Here is a 17891-nt window from a genome sequence, read left to right as displayed (position 1 = left end):
GAGCGGAACCGGCGACCCCGTCCGCGATCAGGAAGTACCGGCAGCACACATCCTCCGACCCACGGCCTCGGCCAGTGCCAGTCTGTGCCCGTCGTATTGCGCGGTCAAGGCTCGCGGTGGCGGTGGCGGGGACGGCGAAGCGGAACCTGCCGCATGACACGGAAAAGCCCCGGTGCCACCGAATTCCGGTAGCGCCGGGGCTTTTGCGCATCGCCGGACGGAATCCGCCACGAAAGAGGACAGCCGCCACGTGGAACCACGTAGCGGCTGCCCGAAAGCGGCGCGGGGTACCGGAATTACAGCACCCGGCTGAGGAACTCCTTGGTGCGGGGATGCTGCGGGTTGGCCAGGACCTCCTGGGGATCACCGGATTCCACCACCACACCGCCGTCCATGAAGGTCAGGCGGTCGCCCACTTCGCGGGCAAAGCCGATCTCGTGGGTCACTACAATCATGGTCATGCCGGACCGGGCGAGGTCCTTCATGACGTTCAGGACATCGCCCACCAGCTCAGGGTCCAGCGCGGAGGTGGGCTCGTCGAAGAGCATCAGCTCCGGATCCATGGCCAGGGCGCGGGCAATGGCCACCCGCTGCTGCTGTCCGCCGGAAAGCTGCGACGGGTAGTGGCCGGCGTGGTCCGCAAGGCCCACGCGGTCCAGCAGTTCCATGGCCCGCTTCCGTGCGGCGTCACGGGACTGGCCCTTGACGTGCACCGGTGCCTCCATGATGTTGTAGAGCGCCGTCTTGTGCGGGAACAGGTTGAAGCGCTGGAACACCATGCCGATCTCGCGGCGCTGGGCGGCGATCTCCTTGGTCTTCAGGTCATGGAGCCGGCCTTTGACGTCCCGGTAGCCGATCAGCTGCCCGTCCACGGAGATCCGGCCCGCGCTGATGGTCTCCAGCAGGTTCACGCACCGAAGCATGGTGGACTTGCCCGACCCGGACGGGCCGATGACCACCGACACTTCACCCCGGTTGACCTCCAGATCGATGCCGCGCAGCACATGGTGCTGGCCGTAGAACTTGTGGAGGCCCTCGATCCGCACCAGCGGTGTCTCAGTGGTGATCGTCATTTTGCCTCCTCCTCGGGAAAGTCCATCTTCAGCGCCGGCTCCGCTGCAGCGCTTGGCGCCACGGCGGCGGCGGCTTTTGCTGCCGCCGGGTTGATCGTGGCCGGAGCAAGGTTGTCCACTCCCTTGCCGTAGTAGGCCTCGATGAAGTGCTGGCCCACCATCAGCAGGCTGGTGATCACGAGGTACCAGATGGCCGCAACGATGAGCAGGGGCACCGGCAGATAGGTCCGGTTGGCCAGGGTGTTCGTGGCAAAGGTCAGGTCCAGGGTGAACGGCACGGCCAGGACCAGGGAGGTGGTCTTCAGCATGCCGATCGTTTCGTTGCCGGTGGGCGGCACGATCACCCGCATGGCCTGCGGGAGGATGATCCGCCACATGATTTTCGTCTTGCCCATGCCGAGGGCCTCGGCGGCTTCCTCCTGGCCGCGGTCCACCGACTTGAGGCCGGCCCGGAAGATTTCCGCCAGGTAGGCGGACTCGTTCAGGCCCAGGCCCAGGATGGCCGCAGCCGTGGTTGTGATGACGGTGCTCGTGTCCACGGCGAACCACTCGGGTCCGAACGGGATTCCGGCGGTGATCTTGGGATACAGGACGGCGATCAAGCCCCAGAAGACCAACTGCGTGTACACCGGAGTGCCGCGGAAGAACCAGACCCAGGCCCAGCTGGACCAGCGGAACACCGGGTTCTCCGACTGGCGCATGAACGCCAGAAGGATCGCCAGCACGATGGCCAGGACCATGGAAGCCACGGTCAGCAGCAGCGTCCAGCCGACGCCCTGCACCACCTTGGTGTCAAGGATGTAGGTCCCCACGATGTCCCAGCGGAAGTTGGGGTTGGTGACCAGGCTCTGCAGGAACAGGGCGAGCACGCCGAGGATGATGATGGCGCTGATCCAGCGGCCCGGGTGCCGGACCGGTACCGGATTGTTCAGGACTACCGGTGCCTCGGGCTTTTCCTGATGACTGTCCATGTGCGCACCTGGTGTGCGGCCGGTTGTGGGAAGACTCAAGATCCGACCGCCGGGTTGACCTCAGACTTGGTGATGGCGCCGTCGGCGTTGCCCCAGCCTTCCAGGATCTTCTTGTAGGAACCGTTCTCCATGAGCTTGGTGACGGTCTTCTGGACGACCTCGGCCAGGGCCATATCCGACTTGGCCACGGCGATCCCCTGCGGAGCGGAATCGTAGACGTCGCCGAGCTTTTCGATCTGGCCGTTGGTCTGGGTGATGGCGTAGCCAGTGATGGGGGAGTCGGCGGCCATCGCATCGACGCTGCCGTTGACCAGGCGGGTGGTGATGTCCGTCTGGTTCTTGAGTGTCACCACGTTGATGGCCGGCTTGCTGTCTGCCACACACTTCTTGCTGCGGTCCGACAGGTCCGGATCTTCCTGGACGGTACCGGTCTGCACACCGACGGACTTGCCGCAGAGGTCATCCAGCGAGACCTTCTTCGGGTTGCCCTTCTGCACGGCCCAGGCGGTGCCGGCGTTGAAGTAGCTGACCATGTTCACCGCGCCGAGCCGCTCCGGGTTGATCGTGAACGAGGAGATGCCGAGGTCGTACTTCGGGCCCAGGGCCGGGAGGATGCCGGTGAATTCGGACGTCTGCACCTGGACCTTCAGGCCCAGGGTGGCGCCGATCGCCTTGGCGATGTCGACGTCGTAGCCCACCGGGGTCTGGCCGTCGGTGCCGAGGAATTCCGCGGGGGCGTAGGACGTGTCCGAGCCCACCGTCAGGGTGCCCTTGGACTTGATCGACTCCGGCACCATGGCCGCCAGGGCGTCGTCCTTCTGGACGGTGCTGGGGTCGAAGCTGGCCGCGGCACTGCCGGATACGGACGGCGCCGCGCCGGCCGGTGCCTTTTCGGAGGCATTGGTGCAGGCGGAGAGCGTCAGGGCGCCGATGGCCAGCACGGTGGCTGCCTTAAGCGTGGAGGTGCTCAGGAGCGAACGGGAGATCTGCATTTTCTTACCTTTTGTTGCAGGAGGGATGCGTAACCAAGTCGGTTTATAGTGTATCGCCGAAGAAGAGATGTGCGTCACAGAAAACTAAGTTTCACTATTGGATAACTATTTCGGGGTTAAATACAAGACTTTCACACGTTGGTGTGTCTGGAATCCCGGATTCAGGACCGGCAGAACGGACCGGCCGGACCGCCTGTCGGACCGGACGGTGAACCGGTCCCTAGCTGCTGATGCCGAGGGACTCCAGCATCGGCCGGAACTTCGCCCAGGTCTCGGCGAGCTCGGCTTCCGGCACGGATCCTTCGACGACGCCGCAGCCGGCGTACAGCCGGACGGTCTGCGGGGACTCGATGACGGCGCCGCGCAGCGCGATGCCCCATTCCCCGTTGCCGGCAGCGTCGAGCCAGCCGACCGGTCCGGCGTACGGGCCGCGGTCCAGGTGCTCCAGCTTGCGGATCAGCGCGCCCGCCACGGTGGTCGGCGTGCCGCAGACCGCCGCCGTGGGATGCAGCGCATTGATCAGGGCGAGGCTGGTGGGGACATGTCCCTCCACCTCCGCCAGTTCCGCCTTCACGTCCGAGGCGAGGTGCCAGACGTTGGGCAGTTCCAGGATGAAGGGTTCGCTGTGCGCGTTCATCGCCTCCGAAAACGGTGCCAGCTGGGTGGTCAGCGACTGGATCGCGATGTCGTGCTCGTGCCGCTGCTTCTCCGACCCGGCCAGCACGCGCTCGGCGAACTCCAGCGGCGAGCCCGCCATGCCGTCAGCGTCGCGGCGGTCCAGGGTGCCGGCCAGGACGCGGGCCTGCGCGGTGCGGCCCTCCACCTGGATCAGCATCTCGGGGGTGGCACCGACCAGCCCGTCGACGCCGTAGGTCCAGCATTCGCGGTAGCGGACGGCGAGCTGGCGCAGGATCTCGGCGGCGTTCACCCCGGCCGGAACGGTGGCGACGATGTCCCGGGCCAGCACGAGCTTCTCGAGCGCCCCGGTGCGGATCTCGGCCACGCCCGCGGCTACGGCGGCCATCCAGTCTTCCTCGCTGAGCGAGCCGGTGTGCAGTGTCGCCCCGGCAGCCAGCGGCAGGGGGCGCACGACGGCGGCACCGGCCCGGGTGGCGACGGCGGCGCGGGTGCCGTTCCCGGCGGTGCTGTTCCCGGCGGTGCCGGACCCGGTTCCGGACTCGGCGGTGCCGTTCCCGGCGGCCGGGTCCGCAGGGTCGGCCGGGTCCGCAGGGTCGGCTGAGTCCGCGGGGGTGCAGCCTTCCGGCGTCGGGCCGTCCGGGAGCGTCCCGGCAGCACTGCCGTACCCGCTCCTAAGCCAGCGGTCCAGCGCGGCGCGGGCGCCCGCTTCGGTGAGGTCGCCGTCGTCGAACGTCAACTGGGTGAGCCAGGCCTTGCCGTCGCGCAGTCCGACGACGATTTCGGGCACGATCATCCGCGACTCATGTGCGGAGGCTTTGGAGAAGGCGAAGGAGCCGAACGCGACGGGGCCGGTGCCGGGCCATTCGACGGCGTCGGTGATCTCGGCCTCGAGGACCAGGTGGCGCCACCAGATGTCCGCCTCGAGGAAGCGGTCGGGCCCCGTGGCGGTGAACCGGGCCACCTCGCCGAAGCCCACGAGGCCGGCTTCGCGGCGGGTCCAGCAGAGGAGGTCGTCCCGGACCAGAAACGACGGCAGCCCCCCGGGGAATGATTCTGCATCGAGGGGGACTGTCAGGGTTCGGAACGCGCTCGTCATAGTGAGACCACACTACTCCCGACACGCCGGAGGCCCTGCTCCGGGCGTGCTGAGCCCCTGCTCAGGCCCCGGTTAGCCCTTGCCCGGGCCCTGCTCAGCCCTTGGTTAGGGCGTGTGCTGATCATTTGAGACACTGTAAGGGTGAACCGAGCATCCTTGGATAAGCGTCCGGACGAAGTAGCCACGATGTTTGACGACGTCGCCCCCAAATACGACGTCGTCAATGATGTCCTGTCGATGGGGCAGACGCGGCGTTGGCGCAAGATTGTGGTCGAAGCCATGGATGTGAAGACGGGCCAGCGGGTGCTCGATCTCGCCGCCGGCACCGGCACCTCCAGCGAACCGTATGCCGACGCCGGCATCGACGTGATCGCCTGCGACTTCTCGCTGGGCATGCTCAAGGTGGGCAAGCGCCGCCGCCCCGACATCGACTTCATCGCCGGGGACGCCACACGCCTGCCCTTCGCGGACAACACCTTCGATGCCAGCACCATCTCCTTCGGCCTGCGCAACGTCAACGAGCCGAAGAAGGCCCTGGCCGAGATGCTGCGCGTCACCAAGCCCGGCGGCAAGCTCGTCATCGCCGAGTTCTCCCAGCCCGTGGTGCCGCTGTGGCGCACTATGTACACCGAATACCTCATGCGCGCGCTGCCCGCGATCGCCGTCAAGGTGGCCTCCAACCCGGATGCCTACGTCTACCTCGCCGAGTCCATCCGCGCCTGGCCGGACCAGGACCACCTCGCAGCCTGGCTGCAGGAATCCGGCTGGGACAAGGTCACCTACCGCAACCTCACCGGCGGCATCGTCGCCGTGCACCGCGCCGTCAAGCCCGGCCCGGAATCCGGCCCCGCCGCGGGCGCCGCAGCGCTGGCCGCCCACACCGGACCGGTGGCGAAGCTGCGGCGCAACATCATCCGGCCCGCGCGTTAGTCCACCGCCGCCGTGAAAGTACTGATCGTCGGAGCAGGTCCGGCCGGGTCCACTGCCGCCTACTACCTGGCCCAGGCCGGCATCGACGTCACGGTGCTGGAAAAGACCAGCTTCCCCCGTGAAAAGGTCTGCGGCGACGGGCTCACCCCCCGCGCCGTCCGCGAGATCCAGAAGCTTGGCCTGCCGCACCCCGAAACCGACGGCTGGCGCCGCAACAAGGGCCTGCGCCTGCTCGCCGGCGGCCGCAGCATCGAACTGCCCTGGCCCGAGGTCTCCGACTTCCCGCAGTACGGGCTGATCCGCACCCGGATCGGCTTCGACGAGGAGCTGGCCCGGCACGCCCAGTCCGCGGGCGCCGTCGTGCTGGAACGCCACAGCGTCACCGAGGCACTGCGCTCCGACGACGGCCGCGTCGCCGGGGTCCGCGCCGCCCTGCTCGACGAGTCCGGCCGCAAGACGGGGGAGACCCGGGACTTCAGCGCCGACGTCGTGCTCGCCGCCGACGGAAACTCCAGCCGCACCGCCGTCTCGCTCGGCATCCGGAAGCGCGACGACCGGCCGCTCGGCGTCGCCGTCCGCACCTACTTCACCTCGCCGCGGCACGACGACGACTGGATGGAAGGCTGGCTGGAGCTCCCCGGCCGCGACGGCAAGCTGCTGCCCGGCTACGGCTGGGTGTTCGGCGTCGGCGACGGCACCTCCAACGTGGGCCTCGGCATCCTGAACTCCTCCAAGGAATTCGGCAAGCTGGACTACAAGCAGGTCCTGCGCGAATGGACCGCCGGGATGCCCGCCGAGTGGGGGTTCACCCCGGAAAACCAGGTCGGCGAGATCCGCGGCGCCGCGCTGCCGATGGGCTTCAACCGCACCCCGCACTACTCGCCGGGACTGCTCCTGCTCGGCGACGCCGGCGGCATGGTCTCCCCGTTTAACGGCGAGGGCATCTCCTACGCCATGGAGTCCGCCCGCTTCGCCGCCGAGTTCATCATCGACGGCGCCGCTCGTTCCGCATCCGCCGGCTGGACCGGGGCCGACGCCGACGCGCACCTTTCGCGGTACGCGGACTACGTGCGGGACCAGTGGGGTTCACACTTCACCCTGGGCCGTGCCTTCGCTGCCCTGATCGGCAAGCCGGCCGTGATGAAACTGGCCCTCCGGACGGGCATGCCCATTCCTGTGCTGATGCGGTTCGTGGTGCGGCTGCTGGCCAACCTGACCGATCCCGCGGCCAAGGGCTTCGAGGACCGCGTCATCCGGGTGCTGGAATCCCTGGTCCCGGCGACGTCCAACCAGGGCCGGTCCCGGGCGGATGCTGCCAGTGCGGGGGCGTCGCCTGCCGGCGCCATCCCCGACACCCCTTCGCACACCGGCGCCATCCCCGACACCCCTTCGCACACCGGCGCCATCTCCGCGGTTTCCGCAACTGAAGTTAGGGTTATCCCGTGACCAACTCTGCAGACCAAAGCTGGACGCACGCCGGACACGGCCTGCCGAGCTCCGAGCCCAGCCTCAACACCACCGCGATCGCCACTGGCTTACAGTTGCCGGCCGGATTTGCCGCGATCGCCGGGGACCCCGAACTGGGGCCCGCGATCACCACCAACCTGGCCCGCGTGGAGAAGAAGCTGCGCGAAGCCATCGCCAACTCGGATCCGCTGGCTGACGCGACGTCGCGCCACCTCGTTGAAGCCGGCGGCAAGCGCATCCGACCGCTGCTGACCCTGCTCTGCGCCCACTTGGGTGACGCCTCCCGGCCCGCCGTGGTGCAGGCCGCCGTCGTCGTCGAACTCACCCACCTGGCGACGCTCTACCACGACGACGTGATGGACTCCGCGCCGTTCCGCCGCGGCGCCCCCACGGCGCATGAGGTCTGGGGCAACTCCGTCGCTGTCCTGACCGGCGACCTGATCTTTGCCCGCGCCTCCATCCTGGTCTCCGAACTCGGCTCGCGCGCGCTCGGCATCCAGGCCCGCACTTTTGAGCGGCTCTGCCTTGGCCAGCTGCATGAAACCGTCGGCCCGCGCCCGGACGAGGACCCGGTGGAGCACTACCTCTCGGTCATCGCGGACAAGACCGGCTCGCTCGTGGCGGCCTCCGGTCAGCTCGGCGCGATCTTCTCCGGCGCCGACGAGTCCTACGAGCCCATGCTGGTCGAGTACGGCGAAAAGGTGGGCGTGGCCTTCCAGCTCGCCGACGACGTCATCGACGTCACCGGGGTCAAGGTCAAGTCCGGCAAGTCCCCGGGCACCGACCTGCGCGAAGGTGTGCCGACGCTGCCCGTGCTGCTGCTGCGCAAGAAGGCCGAGAACGGCGACCAGTCCGCCGTCGAACTCCTGAAGCTCATCGACGGCGACCTCAGCTCGGACGAAGCCCTCGCCGCCGCGGTGGCCGGCCTCCGCGAGCACCCCGTCACGGCGGAGTCCTGGGTGGTGGCCCGGGCCTGGGCCAATGAAGCGATTGCCGCCCTCGCGCCGCTGCCCGAGGGCGTGGTGAAGACTTCGCTGACCAACTTCGCGATGGCCGTGGTGGACCGCGCCAGCTGACTCTTTGTGCGGGTCTCCGGGTCCCTGCCTTCGGCGGGTCTCTGCCTGTCGCCTTTTACCCTGGTCTTCTCGTGGGTTCTACTGCTTAAACGGAATGGCCCCGGTTCTCTACAACGTTTCCAGTCATCCGTTGTGTCGAACCGGGGCCATTTCTCCGTTCGCATCAGATCCACCGGAGGCATTTGGTGAACCCATGAATGAGCCTATGACAGAAATGTCATGCTGTCTAGCGCCTGTGTAAATTTGCTGTCACACGCTGGCCTGGCCCGGCCTGACGCGCTCCGCAGGCGCTCCGCAGGCGCTGGCGGGCACTGCGGGGGCACTGCGGCAGGGGCTCCGGCGGCACTACGGGGGTACTGGCGCAGGGGCTCCGGCGGCACTGCGGGGGCACTTTCAGCCGCCGCAGGCCCTTGCCCGGCTGGTTTCCCGGCGTGTCCGGGTCAAAGTGCCCCCCCTGCCGCGCGTCGTTGTCCGGCCGCCGGAGGCCATTCCCACGCCATTCGCCCGCAGTTCGCCAGCTGATCCCGCGGCTTATCGGTGTCAAAATGCCCCGTGGCCATGGTTTCTCTGACCGGGCCCGGGGGGTGTTGGGCCGCGAAACCCCTGTGGCCGTGGTCTCTCTGACTGGGCCCGGGGGTTGTTGGGCCGCGAATAGTCCAGGTTGCTAGGCGGCGGGCTCTGGACATAGCGGCGCGAGGGCACTTTGCCGCGGTTTGGGCAGTTCCCAAGCTGATTCCTCGGGCGTCTCCGTGTGAAAGTGCCCCTCGGCCGCCGGAGTCCTTTGGCCGGGGTTATCCACATAGCGCAACCGGGGCGGACTCGAAGTGCCGCAGACAGGGCACATTGGCGGAATGAACGTAGCGACTTATCTTGCTGCACGGAGCGGAACGGCCACTGCGGCTGACTTTGCCCGGGCCGGATTCAGCCGACACCGGGTATCCAAAGCCGTGGCGGACGGCACCATAGTGAGGATCCGCCGCGGACAATACGGACTGCCGCAGGATTCCAGCGCCTACCGGGCCGCCCGCGAATTGAAAGGGCTGCTGACGTGTCTGTCGGCCGCTCCGGGTTACAGGTTGTGGACGTTGGTTCCGGCCCAGTCCACGCATCTGAGTCCTGGGCATCGGGCAGCGCCGCCCGGCTCCGTGGCACACGGCCGCTGCCGGCATCCCAAGCATCCGTGGCTACCCGTGGCCGGACTCGCCGACGTCCTGATCCACGCACTTCACTGTCTGCCCGAATTGGAAGCCCTTGTGATGGTCCAATGTGCGGTAGGTCGCGGGGACATCAGTCTGGACTTCCTCCGCGGCAAGCTGAGGGGCAACCGCAACGGCCGCGTCAGGTCGGTGCTGGACATGGTCATTCCCCGGGCCGATTCGCTGCTGGAAGTTCTGGCCAACACCGCCTTCCAGAGAGCCGGCCTGCGTGTCCGACGGCATGTGGAGATCCCCGGGGTGGGCGAGGTGGACTTCCTCATTGAGGGCATTCTCGTGGTGGAAACGGACGGCGAATCGCATCTGCAGCCGCGGCAGGTGAAGAAGGACCGCGGGCGGAACAACGCGACCATGGTCGCAGGTTACCTGTTTCTCCGGTTCGGCTACGACTTCGTGGTCCATCACCCCGAACGGATGATGGCCCAGGTCCTCGCGGTGCTTGAGCAGTGGCGGCGGGGCGCGTTTCAGCCGTAAAGGTGGGTTTCTGGAGGCCGTCCCGGTGCGCGGGGGTCTATTTCGGCAGTGACAGGCTGGTCGCGGCCGCCGTCGGGGGCTACTTTGAGGCAGCTAGGGACGAATTCCGGCCCGGGTGGCGGCGTGTCCGTGGCAAAGCGCCCCCGCACCGCGGAGGCGCCAAGAAAGAAGCCGAGAGTTAGTCCTCGTCCTCGTCGTTGAAAGCCCACTCGAACATGTCGAAGACGAACTCGGAGAAGGTTCCTTCTTCGCTCTTCCACTGGCCGCGGGCGTTGTTGCGGCGGTACACGATCGGGTCCGGAACGCTGAGGTCGCCGACCCGGAATCCCCAGGTGAACTGTTCTTCCTCGTCCTCAAGGAACATGAGGAAGCCTTCGTCATCAACTTCGAGCTCTTCGGGGTCCCAGAAGTAGTGGTACGCCTCCATGATGTCCTCGCAGCCGCCGACCGCCAGGTAGAACTCCCGCAACACCAGGGGCACCTGGAACTGGTGCTCGGCGAGGGCCGCATCCAGCTCGTCGGCCGGGAGGCCATCCTCGTCCTGCCATTCGTCTTCGAGATACTTCGGAACAAGCGCGCGGAATTTCTCGAGGAACATGTCAGTCATGGTTCTTATCCTAGCTAATCCTTGGGCCCGCCATTGGCCGCGCCCAGGCCAAGCCGGTGCCAGCCGCGGACCGCCAGCGGAACGTGCCACTTCCGCCGCCAGGCCGTGACCCGGAAGGCGAAAACGATCGCGGCAACGGCGCCCGCGGTCAGCGCGTTGAAGGTGCCGGTGACGGACAGGGCCACGGTCAACGCCGCCCCCGCGAACGCCGGCAGCGCATAGAGATCCTTCGGGTCGAACAGCTGCGGCACCTCATTGGCGGTGATGTCGCGCAGCAGGCCGCCGCCCACCGCCGTCGTGACCCCGAGGAGCACCGCCGCAATGGGGTTCATCCCGGCGGCCAGCGCCTTGAGGGAACCGGTGATGCAGAAGAGTGCCAGGCCGCCGGCGTCGAACAGGATCAGCAGCGAGGTGTAGCGCTGGACGCTGGAGAACAGGAAGTACACCAGCACCGCGGCGAGCAGCGGCGGCGCCAGGTAGGCCGGGTTGGTGAAGGCCGCGGGCGGGCCGGCGTTGATGATGATGTCGCGGATGACGCCGCCGCCCAGGCTCACCACCGAGGCCAGCAGCAGGGACCCGATGATGTCGAACTGCTTCCGGGCCGCGAGCAGGGACCCGGAGACCGCGAAGAAGAAGACGCCGGCCAGGTCCAGCCAGAGCGCGACAACGCTGAAGGAAAAAGTCATGGAGGGTCCCGGTCGGATATCAAGGGGCGGATGGGGCGGCTCCAAGGCTACGCTAACGGCTATGAATAGCCCCATCCTGATCGCCTGCGCCCACGGCACCTCCAGCGCGGAGGGGGCCGCCGAAGTCAACGCCCTCCGGGACGGGATCGCCGCGCTCCGGCCCGGGCTCGACGTACGGGAGGCCTACGTCGACGTCCAGGACCCTGACCTCCCGGCCGTCGTGGCGGGCCTCCCGGCGGGGGAGGCCGCCGTCGTCGTCCCGCTGCTGCTCAGCGTGGGGTACCACGTCAAGGTGGACATCGCCCGGGCGGTCAAGAGCCGGCCGGACACCCGCGCCGCCGCGCCGCTGGGGCCCGACCCGCGGCTCGCGGCGCTGCTGGACGTCCGGCTCCGGGAAGCCGGCGTGACCGACAACGACGCCGTCATCCTCGCCGCTGCCGGGTCCTCCGACCCCACCGCCTCGAAGAATGTCGAGGAACTCGCCGGCCAGCTGCGCGCGCTGCGTTCCAACCGGATCGTGGCCGCCTACGGGGCGTCCGCGAAGCCGTCCGTGCCCGACGCCGTGGCCATGCTCCGCGAGGAGGCCGCGGGCGGCGCCGGCGCGGGGGAGTCCGCGGGGGCCGTGGACCTGGGCGGCCGCGTGGTCATCGCCGCGTACCTGCTGGCCCCGGGTTTCTTCCACGACCAGCTGCACAAGGCCGGCGCGGACCTCGTCACGGCGGCCCTGCTGCCGTCCCCGGTGCTTGCCGAAATTGCGCTGGAACGTTACGACGCCGCCCTCGCCGCGGGGGCCTGAACCGGGGGCCTGAAGCGACCCGCCCCATGCACACGATCCGCGCCACTTCAAGGCTCGCCGACGGTTCGTGACGATTTGTTGCCCTAGGTGACCCCGCGTTGCCGACCCTTTGTGGCCGCATTACGGGCCGCCCTACAGTCGATCCATGACTGATACAGCTCTAGCCGGAGCGTCCCCGGACCAGGCTGCCCCAGGCCGCACCAAGCGCCCCACCTCCCGCCCCGCCGCAAAGCCGCACGGGCAGTGGAAAGTGGACGGCACCGCGCCGCTGAACGCCAACGAAACCTGGAAGCAGGAAGACAACGGCCTCAACGTCCGCGAACGCATCGAGTCCGTCTACTCCAAGCACGGCTTCGACTCGATCGAGGGCACGGACCTGCACGGCCGCTTCCGCTGGTGGGGCCTCTACACCCAGCGCAAGCCCGGGATCGACGGCGGCAAGACCGCCACACTCGAGCCGCACGAGCTCGAGGACAAGTACTTCATGCTGCGCGTCAGGATCGACGGCGGCGCCCTCACCACCGAGCAGCTGCGCGTCATCGGCCAGATCTCCGTCGACTTCGCCCGCGACTCGGCCGACCTCACCGACCGGCAGAACATCCAGCTGCACTGGATCCGGGTCGAGGACGTCCCCGAAATCTGGCGCCGCCTCGAATCCGTGGACCTGTCCACCACCGAAGCCTGCGGCGACGTTCCCCGCGTCATCCTCGGCTCCCCGGTCGCCGGCATCGCCAAGGACGAGATCATCGACCCGACGCCGCTGATCCACGAGCTCGCCGAACGCTTCATCGGCGACCCGGAACTTGCCAACCTGCCGCGCAAGTTCAAAACCGCCATCACCGGCCACCCCAGCCAGGACGTGGTCCACGAGATCAACGACGTCGCCCTGGTGGGCCTGGTCCACCCCGAGCTCGGCATCGGCTACGACCTCTGGGTGGGCGGCGCGCTCTCCACCAACCCGATGCTCGGCAAGCGCCTCGGCGCGTTCGTCCGGCCCGACCAGGCCGCCGACGTCTGGCTCGGCGTCACCAGCATCTTCCGCGACTACGGCTACCGGCGGATGCGCACCAAGGCCCGGCTGAAGTTCCTGCTGGCCGACTGGGGCCCGGTGAAGTTCCGCCAGGTCCTCGAGGACGAATACCTCGGCTACAAGCTCGACGACGGCCCGGCCGCGCCCAAGCCCTCCACCCCGGGCGACCACATCGGCGTGCACGAGCAGAAGGATGGCAAGTTCTTCATCGGCGCCACCCCGCTGGCCGGCCGCCTTTCCGGCGGCCAGCTCGTCAAGCTCGCCGACACGCTGGAAGCCCGCGGCTCGCAGCGGCTGCGCACCACCCCGCACCAGAAGCTCGTCGTCCTCGACGTGCCCAAGGACCAGGTGGAACCGCTCGTGGCCGAACTCGACGCCCTGGGCCTCTCCGCCCGGCCGTCCGTGTTCCGCCGCGGCACCATCGCCTGCACCGGCATCGAATACTGCAAGCTCGCCATCGTCGAAACCAAAGTCACGGCCGCCACCGCCGTCGCCGAGCTGGAACGCCGCCTCGCCGACCTCGTCGAGTCCAAGCAGCTCCCGCAGGCCCTGTCGCTGCACATCAACGGCTGCCCCAACTCCTGCGCCCGGATCCAGACCGCGGACATCGGCCTCAAGGGCATGATGCTTCCCACGCCCGACGGCGACCCCACCCCGGGTTTCCAGGTCCACCTCGGCGGCGGGCTGGCTTCCGACAGCCGCGAGGAGGCTGGCCTCGGACGCACCGTCCGCGGCCTCAAGGTCACCGCCGAGGACCTCCCCGACTATGTTGAACGCGTGGTCCGGAAGTTCGTGGCCGACCACACCGAGGGCCAGACCTTCGCCGAATGGGCCTTTGCCGCCGATGAGGGTGATCTGCAGTGAGCAAGCACGCACTGGGAATTGACCCGGTAGGTCCGGACGCCGATCGCCAGGGGGCGCCCGCCCCGGCCACGCCGGTCCCGGTCACGCCCGGCCCGGTCACGCCCGGCCCGGTCACGCCGGTCCTGGCCACGGCCGCCCCGGCCACGCCGGTCCTGCGCACCCACGCCGAGCTCAAGGCCGTCGCCGAAGCCGGCGCCGCCGAGCTCGGCTGGGACGCCCCGGCCCGCGAGGTGATTGCCTGGGTGGCGCGCAACTTCGAGCTGCCCGCCGTCGCCGTCGCCTGCTCCATGGCCGACGCCGTCCTCCCGGCGCTCGTCGCGGACCAGCTTCCCGGCGTCGACGTGCTCTTCCTGGAGACCGGCTACCACTTCCCGGAAACCTACGCGACCCGCAACGAGGTGGCGGCGAGCCTGCGCGTCAACGTCGTCGACGTGCTGCCGGAGAACACCGTGGAGCAGCAGGACCGGCTCCTCGGCAAGGACCTCTTCGCCCGCGACGCCGCCCAGTGCTGCGCGCTGCGCAAAGTGGCCCCGCTGCGCCGCACCCTGGCCGGCTACGAACTCTGGTTCACCGGCGTCCGCCGCGACGAGGCCCCCACCCGCACCAACACCCCGCTGGTCACGTGGGACGAGACCAACGGCCTGGTCAAGGTCAACCCGGTCGCGGCCTGGAGCTTCGACCAGCTGGTCCAGTACTCCGACGACAATCTCCTCCCCGTCAACCCGCTGCTTTCGCAGGGCTACCCGTCCATTGGCTGCCAGCCCTGCACCCGCAAGGTGGCGCCCGGCGACGACCCCCGCGCCGGCCGCTGGGCAGGAACCGACAAGACAGAATGCGGACTACACGTATGAGCAACTCCCCAACTTCCGTGGCCGTCGACCCCGATGCCGCCCCAATCACCACCGCCTCCGCAGCAGATGCCGCCCCCGCCCCTGCGCCGTGCGGCATCCGTCCTTCGGACGATGCGCGCGGCTCCGACAGGCCCGATGCCACTCCCGGGGCGGCATCTGCTGCTGCGGCTACGCGCCCCGCCCGCCTCTCGTCCCTGGACACCCTCGAGTCCGAGGCCATCCACATCATCCGCGAGGTCGTCGCCGAGTTCGAGAAGCCGGCGCTGCTGTTCTCCGGCGGCAAGGATTCCGTGGTGATGCTGCACCTGGCCACCAAGGCGTTCTGGCCCGGGAAGGTCCCGTTCCCGGTGCTGCATGTGGACACCGGGCACAACTTCCCCGAGGTCATCGAATTCCGCGACCGGACCGTGGAGCGGCTGGGACTCAAGCTCGTCGTCGGCAGTGTCCAGGAGTTCATCGACTCCGGCGAGCTGGCCGAGCGCGCCGACGGCACCCGCAACCCGCTGCAGACCGTCCCGCTGCTGGACGCGATCCAGCGCAACAAGTTCGACGCCGTCTTCGGCGGCGGCCGCCGCGACGAGGACAAGGCCCGCGCCAAGGAACGGATCCTGAGCCTGCGCGACGAGTTCGGCCAGTGGGACCCGCGCAACCAGCGGCCCGAGCTGTGGAACCTCTACAACGGCCGGCACACCGTGGGCCAGCACGTCCGCGCATTCCCGATCAGCAACTGGACCGAACTCGACGTCTGGCGCTACATCGAGCGCGAAAACATCGACCTGCCGGGCCTCTACTACGCCCACGACCGCGAGGTCTTCGCCCGCGACGGCATGTGGCGCGCGGTCGGCGAGGTCTCCCGGCCCCGCGACAACGAGCAGGTCATCACCAAGACCGTTCGCTACCGGACCGTCGGCGACATGTCCTGCACCGGCGCGGTGGAATCGGCCGCCGCCACCGTGCGCGACGTCGTGATCGAAGTTGCCGCCTCCACCATCACCGAACGTGGCGCCACCCGGGCGGATGACCGCATCTCCGAGGCCGCCATGGAAGACCGCAAGAAGGACGGGTATTTCTAATGAGCACCGACATCGACACCGCCCGCGCGGCCGCCCTGCTTGACGAGGCGCCGCTCGCGCACGCTTCCCTGTTCCGCTTCGCGACCGCCGGTTCGGTCGACGACGGCAAGTCCACCCTGGTGGGCCGCCTCCTGCACGACTCCAAGGCGATCCTCGCCGACCAGCTCGACGCCGTCGCCCGTACCTCGGCGGACCGCGGCTTTGGCGGCACCGGTGCCACCGGCACCCAAGCGATCGACCTCGCGCTGCTGACCGACGGCCTGCGCGCCGAGCGGGAACAGGGCATCACCATCGACGTCGCCTACCGCTACTTCGCCACGGACCGCCGCAGCTTCATCCTCGCGGACTGCCCCGGGCACGTGCAGTACACCAAGAACACGGTGACCGGCGCGTCCACTGCGGATGCCGTCGTCGTGCTCATCGACGCCCGCAAGGGTGTCCTCGAGCAGACCCGCCGGCACCTCTCCGTGCTGCAGCTGCTGCGTGTGGCGCACGTGATCGTCGCCGTGAACAAGATCGACCTCGTGGACTTCAGCGAGGCCGTGTTCCGGGAGATCGAGGCCGACGTGCAGAAAGTCGGGCGCGAGCTCGGGCTGGGCGCGGACGGGGTCACCGACCTCCTGGTCATCCCGGTGTCCGCGCTCGACGGCGACAACGTCGTGGACCGCTCCGACCGCACCTCCTGGTACGACGGCCCGGCCCTGCTCGAGGTCCTCGAGACGCTGCCGGCCGCGGACGAGCTCGAGAGCCACCTGGAAAGCTTCCGGTTCCCGGTCCAGCTGGTCGTCCGGCCGCAGGGGGCGCTGGCTCCCGACGCCGTCGCCGCGGGACTCGACGTCGAGGGCTACCGCGACTACCGCGCCTACGCCGGTCAGATCACCGAGGGTTCGGTGAAGCTCGGGGACAAGGTCAGCGTCCTCACCCCGGGCCAGGCGCCGCGCACCACCACGGTTATAGGGATCGACTTCGCGGGACGGCGGCTCACCGAGGCCGTGGCCCCGCAGTCGGTGGCCCTGCGCCTCGCGGACGAGTTCGACGTCGCACGCGGCGACACGATCGCGGCGACCGGGACCATCCGCGAAGCCTCGGCCGACCTCTACGCCGCACTGTGCTGGCTCTCGCCGAAGCCGCTCCGCGAGGGCGCGAAGGTGCTGGTCAAGCACGGCACCCGCACGGTCCAGGCCCTGGTCCGGAACGTGACCGGAAAGCTGGACCTCGCCAACTTCCAGCTGGAGCCCACCACCACCCTGGAGCTCAACGACATTGGACATGCCCAGCTGCGGCTGGCCGCGCCGCTGCCGCTGGAGAACTACCTGCACCACCGCCGCACCGGGGCGTTCCTCGTCATCGATCCGCTGGACGGTAACACGCTCGCCGCCGGCCTCGTCAAGGACCACCCCGGCGACCACGAGGACGAGCGCTACTCGATCTAGGCGATCGTCCGGCCCGGCCCCCGCTGGAACCGCACTGCCCCGCATTCCCAGCTTTGCCAGCCTGGTGGTGCGGGGTGGAGCCGTTTCTGGGCCCATCCCGGGAGTTGGGAGCCGCCCCGGGGCACTGACCATGGCCCCATGTCGCCGGACGCCGCAGACGCCGCAGACGCCGCCGACGGGCCCGGCTCGACGCTGCGCAAATGATCCCGCGCTGCGCCGACTTTCCTGCGCCGCGCCATGGGTTCCGGGCCCCGCAAAGGCGCTGTCGACGCCGGAATACCGGCGCCCGTGCGTCATTGCGCGTCGCGAGGAAATCTGCGCCGCGGACGCCGCAGACTGGTCCGGCTCCACGCCGCGCCGACTGTCCTGCGCTGCGCCGACGATCCTGCGCCGCGCCATGGGTGCCGCGCCCGGCAAAGGCGCTGTCGACGCCGGAATACCGGCGCGCGTGCGTCATTGCGCGTCGCGAGGAAATCTGCGCCGCGGACGCCGCAGACTGGTCCGGCTCCACGCCGCGCCGACTGTCCTGCGCTGCGCCGACGATCCTGCGCCGCGCCATGGGTTCCGCGCCCGGCAAAGGCGCTGTCGACGCCGGAATACCGGCGCGCGTGCGTCATTG

Annotated in this window: 15 protein-coding genes and 1 pseudogene; 10 read left to right on the top strand and 6 right to left on the bottom strand. The window is 68.8% G+C overall.

What is annotated here, in order from left to right:
* Positions 1-296: 296 nt before the first annotated feature.
* The 4 genes from QCD75_RS18245 to QCD75_RS18230 all read right to left on the bottom strand — a co-directional run bounded on the left by QCD75_RS18245 (position 297) and on the right by QCD75_RS18230 (position 4771).
* Positions 297-1073: an amino acid ABC transporter ATP-binding protein gene (locus tag QCD75_RS18245; protein ID WP_301230830.1), complete on the bottom strand. Its 777-nt coding sequence runs from the start codon at positions 1071-1073 to the stop codon at positions 297-299.
* Positions 1070-2044 (bottom strand): amino acid ABC transporter permease, encoded by a 975-nt coding sequence (locus QCD75_RS18240; RefSeq protein ID WP_301230829.1) that lies wholly within the window; start codon positions 2042-2044, stop codon positions 1070-1072. The genes QCD75_RS18245 and QCD75_RS18240 overlap by 4 nt, the downstream gene beginning before the upstream one ends.
* A 35-nt stretch (positions 2045-2079) precedes the next feature.
* Complete coding sequence (locus QCD75_RS18235) at positions 2080-3036, bottom strand: ABC transporter substrate-binding protein (RefSeq protein WP_301230828.1); 957 nt, start codon at positions 3034-3036, stop codon at positions 2080-2082.
* A 220-nt stretch (positions 3037-3256) separates the two neighbouring features.
* Positions 3257-4771: an isochorismate synthase gene (locus QCD75_RS18230; protein ID WP_301230827.1), complete on the bottom strand. Its 1515-nt coding sequence runs from the start codon at positions 4769-4771 to the stop codon at positions 3257-3259.
* Between the two features lie 141 nt (positions 4772-4912).
* Between QCD75_RS18230 and QCD75_RS18225 the strand changes: the two genes are divergently transcribed.
* The 4 genes and pseudogenes from QCD75_RS18225 (at position 4913) to QCD75_RS18210 (ending at position 9932) form a co-directional block, all read left to right on the top strand.
* Complete coding sequence (locus tag QCD75_RS18225) at positions 4913-5701, top strand: demethylmenaquinone methyltransferase (RefSeq protein ID WP_301230826.1); 789 nt, start codon at positions 4913-4915, stop codon at positions 5699-5701.
* A 12-nt stretch (positions 5702-5713) separates the two neighbouring features.
* Positions 5714-7009, top strand: a pseudogene (locus tag QCD75_RS18220) (geranylgeranyl reductase family protein); the annotation flags it as partial.
* A gap of 134 nt (positions 7010-7143) precedes the next feature.
* Positions 7144-8244, top strand: coding sequence for a polyprenyl synthetase family protein (locus QCD75_RS18215; RefSeq protein ID WP_301230824.1), 1101 nt, complete (start codon positions 7144-7146; stop codon positions 8242-8244).
* 851 nt (positions 8245-9095) lie between these two features.
* A complete protein-coding gene (locus QCD75_RS18210; protein ID WP_301230823.1) occupies positions 9096-9932 on the top strand; it encodes a type IV toxin-antitoxin system AbiEi family antitoxin domain-containing protein in 837 nt (278 codons plus the stop codon).
* Between the two features lie 178 nt (positions 9933-10110).
* Here the strand turns inward: QCD75_RS18210 and QCD75_RS18205 are convergent, their stop codons facing one another.
* A complete protein-coding gene (locus QCD75_RS18205; protein ID WP_301230822.1) occupies positions 10111-10539 on the bottom strand; it encodes a hypothetical protein in 429 nt (142 codons plus the stop codon).
* A gap of 14 nt (positions 10540-10553) precedes the next feature.
* Positions 10554-11225 (bottom strand): trimeric intracellular cation channel family protein, encoded by a 672-nt coding sequence (locus QCD75_RS18200; protein WP_301230821.1) that lies wholly within the window; start codon positions 11223-11225, stop codon positions 10554-10556.
* A 61-nt stretch (positions 11226-11286) separates the two neighbouring features.
* On the opposite strand from QCD75_RS18200, the gene QCD75_RS18195 reads away from it, so the two are divergent.
* The 6 genes from QCD75_RS18195 to QCD75_RS18170 all read left to right on the top strand — a co-directional run.
* Complete coding sequence (locus QCD75_RS18195; RefSeq protein WP_301230820.1) at positions 11287-12021, top strand: sirohydrochlorin chelatase; 735 nt, start codon at positions 11287-11289, stop codon at positions 12019-12021.
* Positions 12022-12166: 145 nt separating this feature from the next.
* Positions 12167-13915, top strand: a complete 1749-nt coding sequence (locus QCD75_RS18190; protein WP_301230819.1) for a nitrite/sulfite reductase — start codon at positions 12167-12169, stop codon at positions 13913-13915.
* Between the two features lie 122 nt (positions 13916-14037).
* Complete coding sequence (locus QCD75_RS18185) at positions 14038-14766, top strand: phosphoadenylyl-sulfate reductase (RefSeq protein WP_301230844.1); 729 nt, start codon at positions 14038-14040, stop codon at positions 14764-14766.
* Positions 14763-15839: a sulfate adenylyltransferase subunit CysD gene (cysD, locus tag QCD75_RS18180; RefSeq protein WP_301230817.1), complete on the top strand. Its 1077-nt coding sequence runs from the start codon at positions 14763-14765 to the stop codon at positions 15837-15839. The genes QCD75_RS18185 and cysD overlap by 4 nt, the downstream gene beginning before the upstream one ends.
* Positions 15839-17272 carry a sulfate adenylyltransferase subunit 1 gene (locus QCD75_RS18175; RefSeq protein ID WP_301230816.1) on the top strand — a complete coding sequence of 478 codons (1434 nt, stop codon included), beginning with the start codon at positions 15839-15841 and terminating at the stop codon, positions 17270-17272. Before cysD ends, QCD75_RS18175 begins: the two co-directional genes overlap by 1 nt.
* Positions 17273-17673: 401 nt before the next feature.
* The coding region (locus QCD75_RS18170) for a hypothetical protein (RefSeq protein ID WP_301230815.1) at positions 17674-17891 on the top strand (218 nt) is incomplete at its 3' end.

Origin of the sequence: Arthrobacter sp. PsM3 (assembly GCF_030433895.1) — a bacterium.
GTDB lineage: Bacteria > Actinomycetota > Actinomycetes > Actinomycetales > Micrococcaceae > Arthrobacter.
Note: the sequence above shows the minus strand (reverse complement) of the source record. Positions and strands in the feature narration are given on the sequence as shown.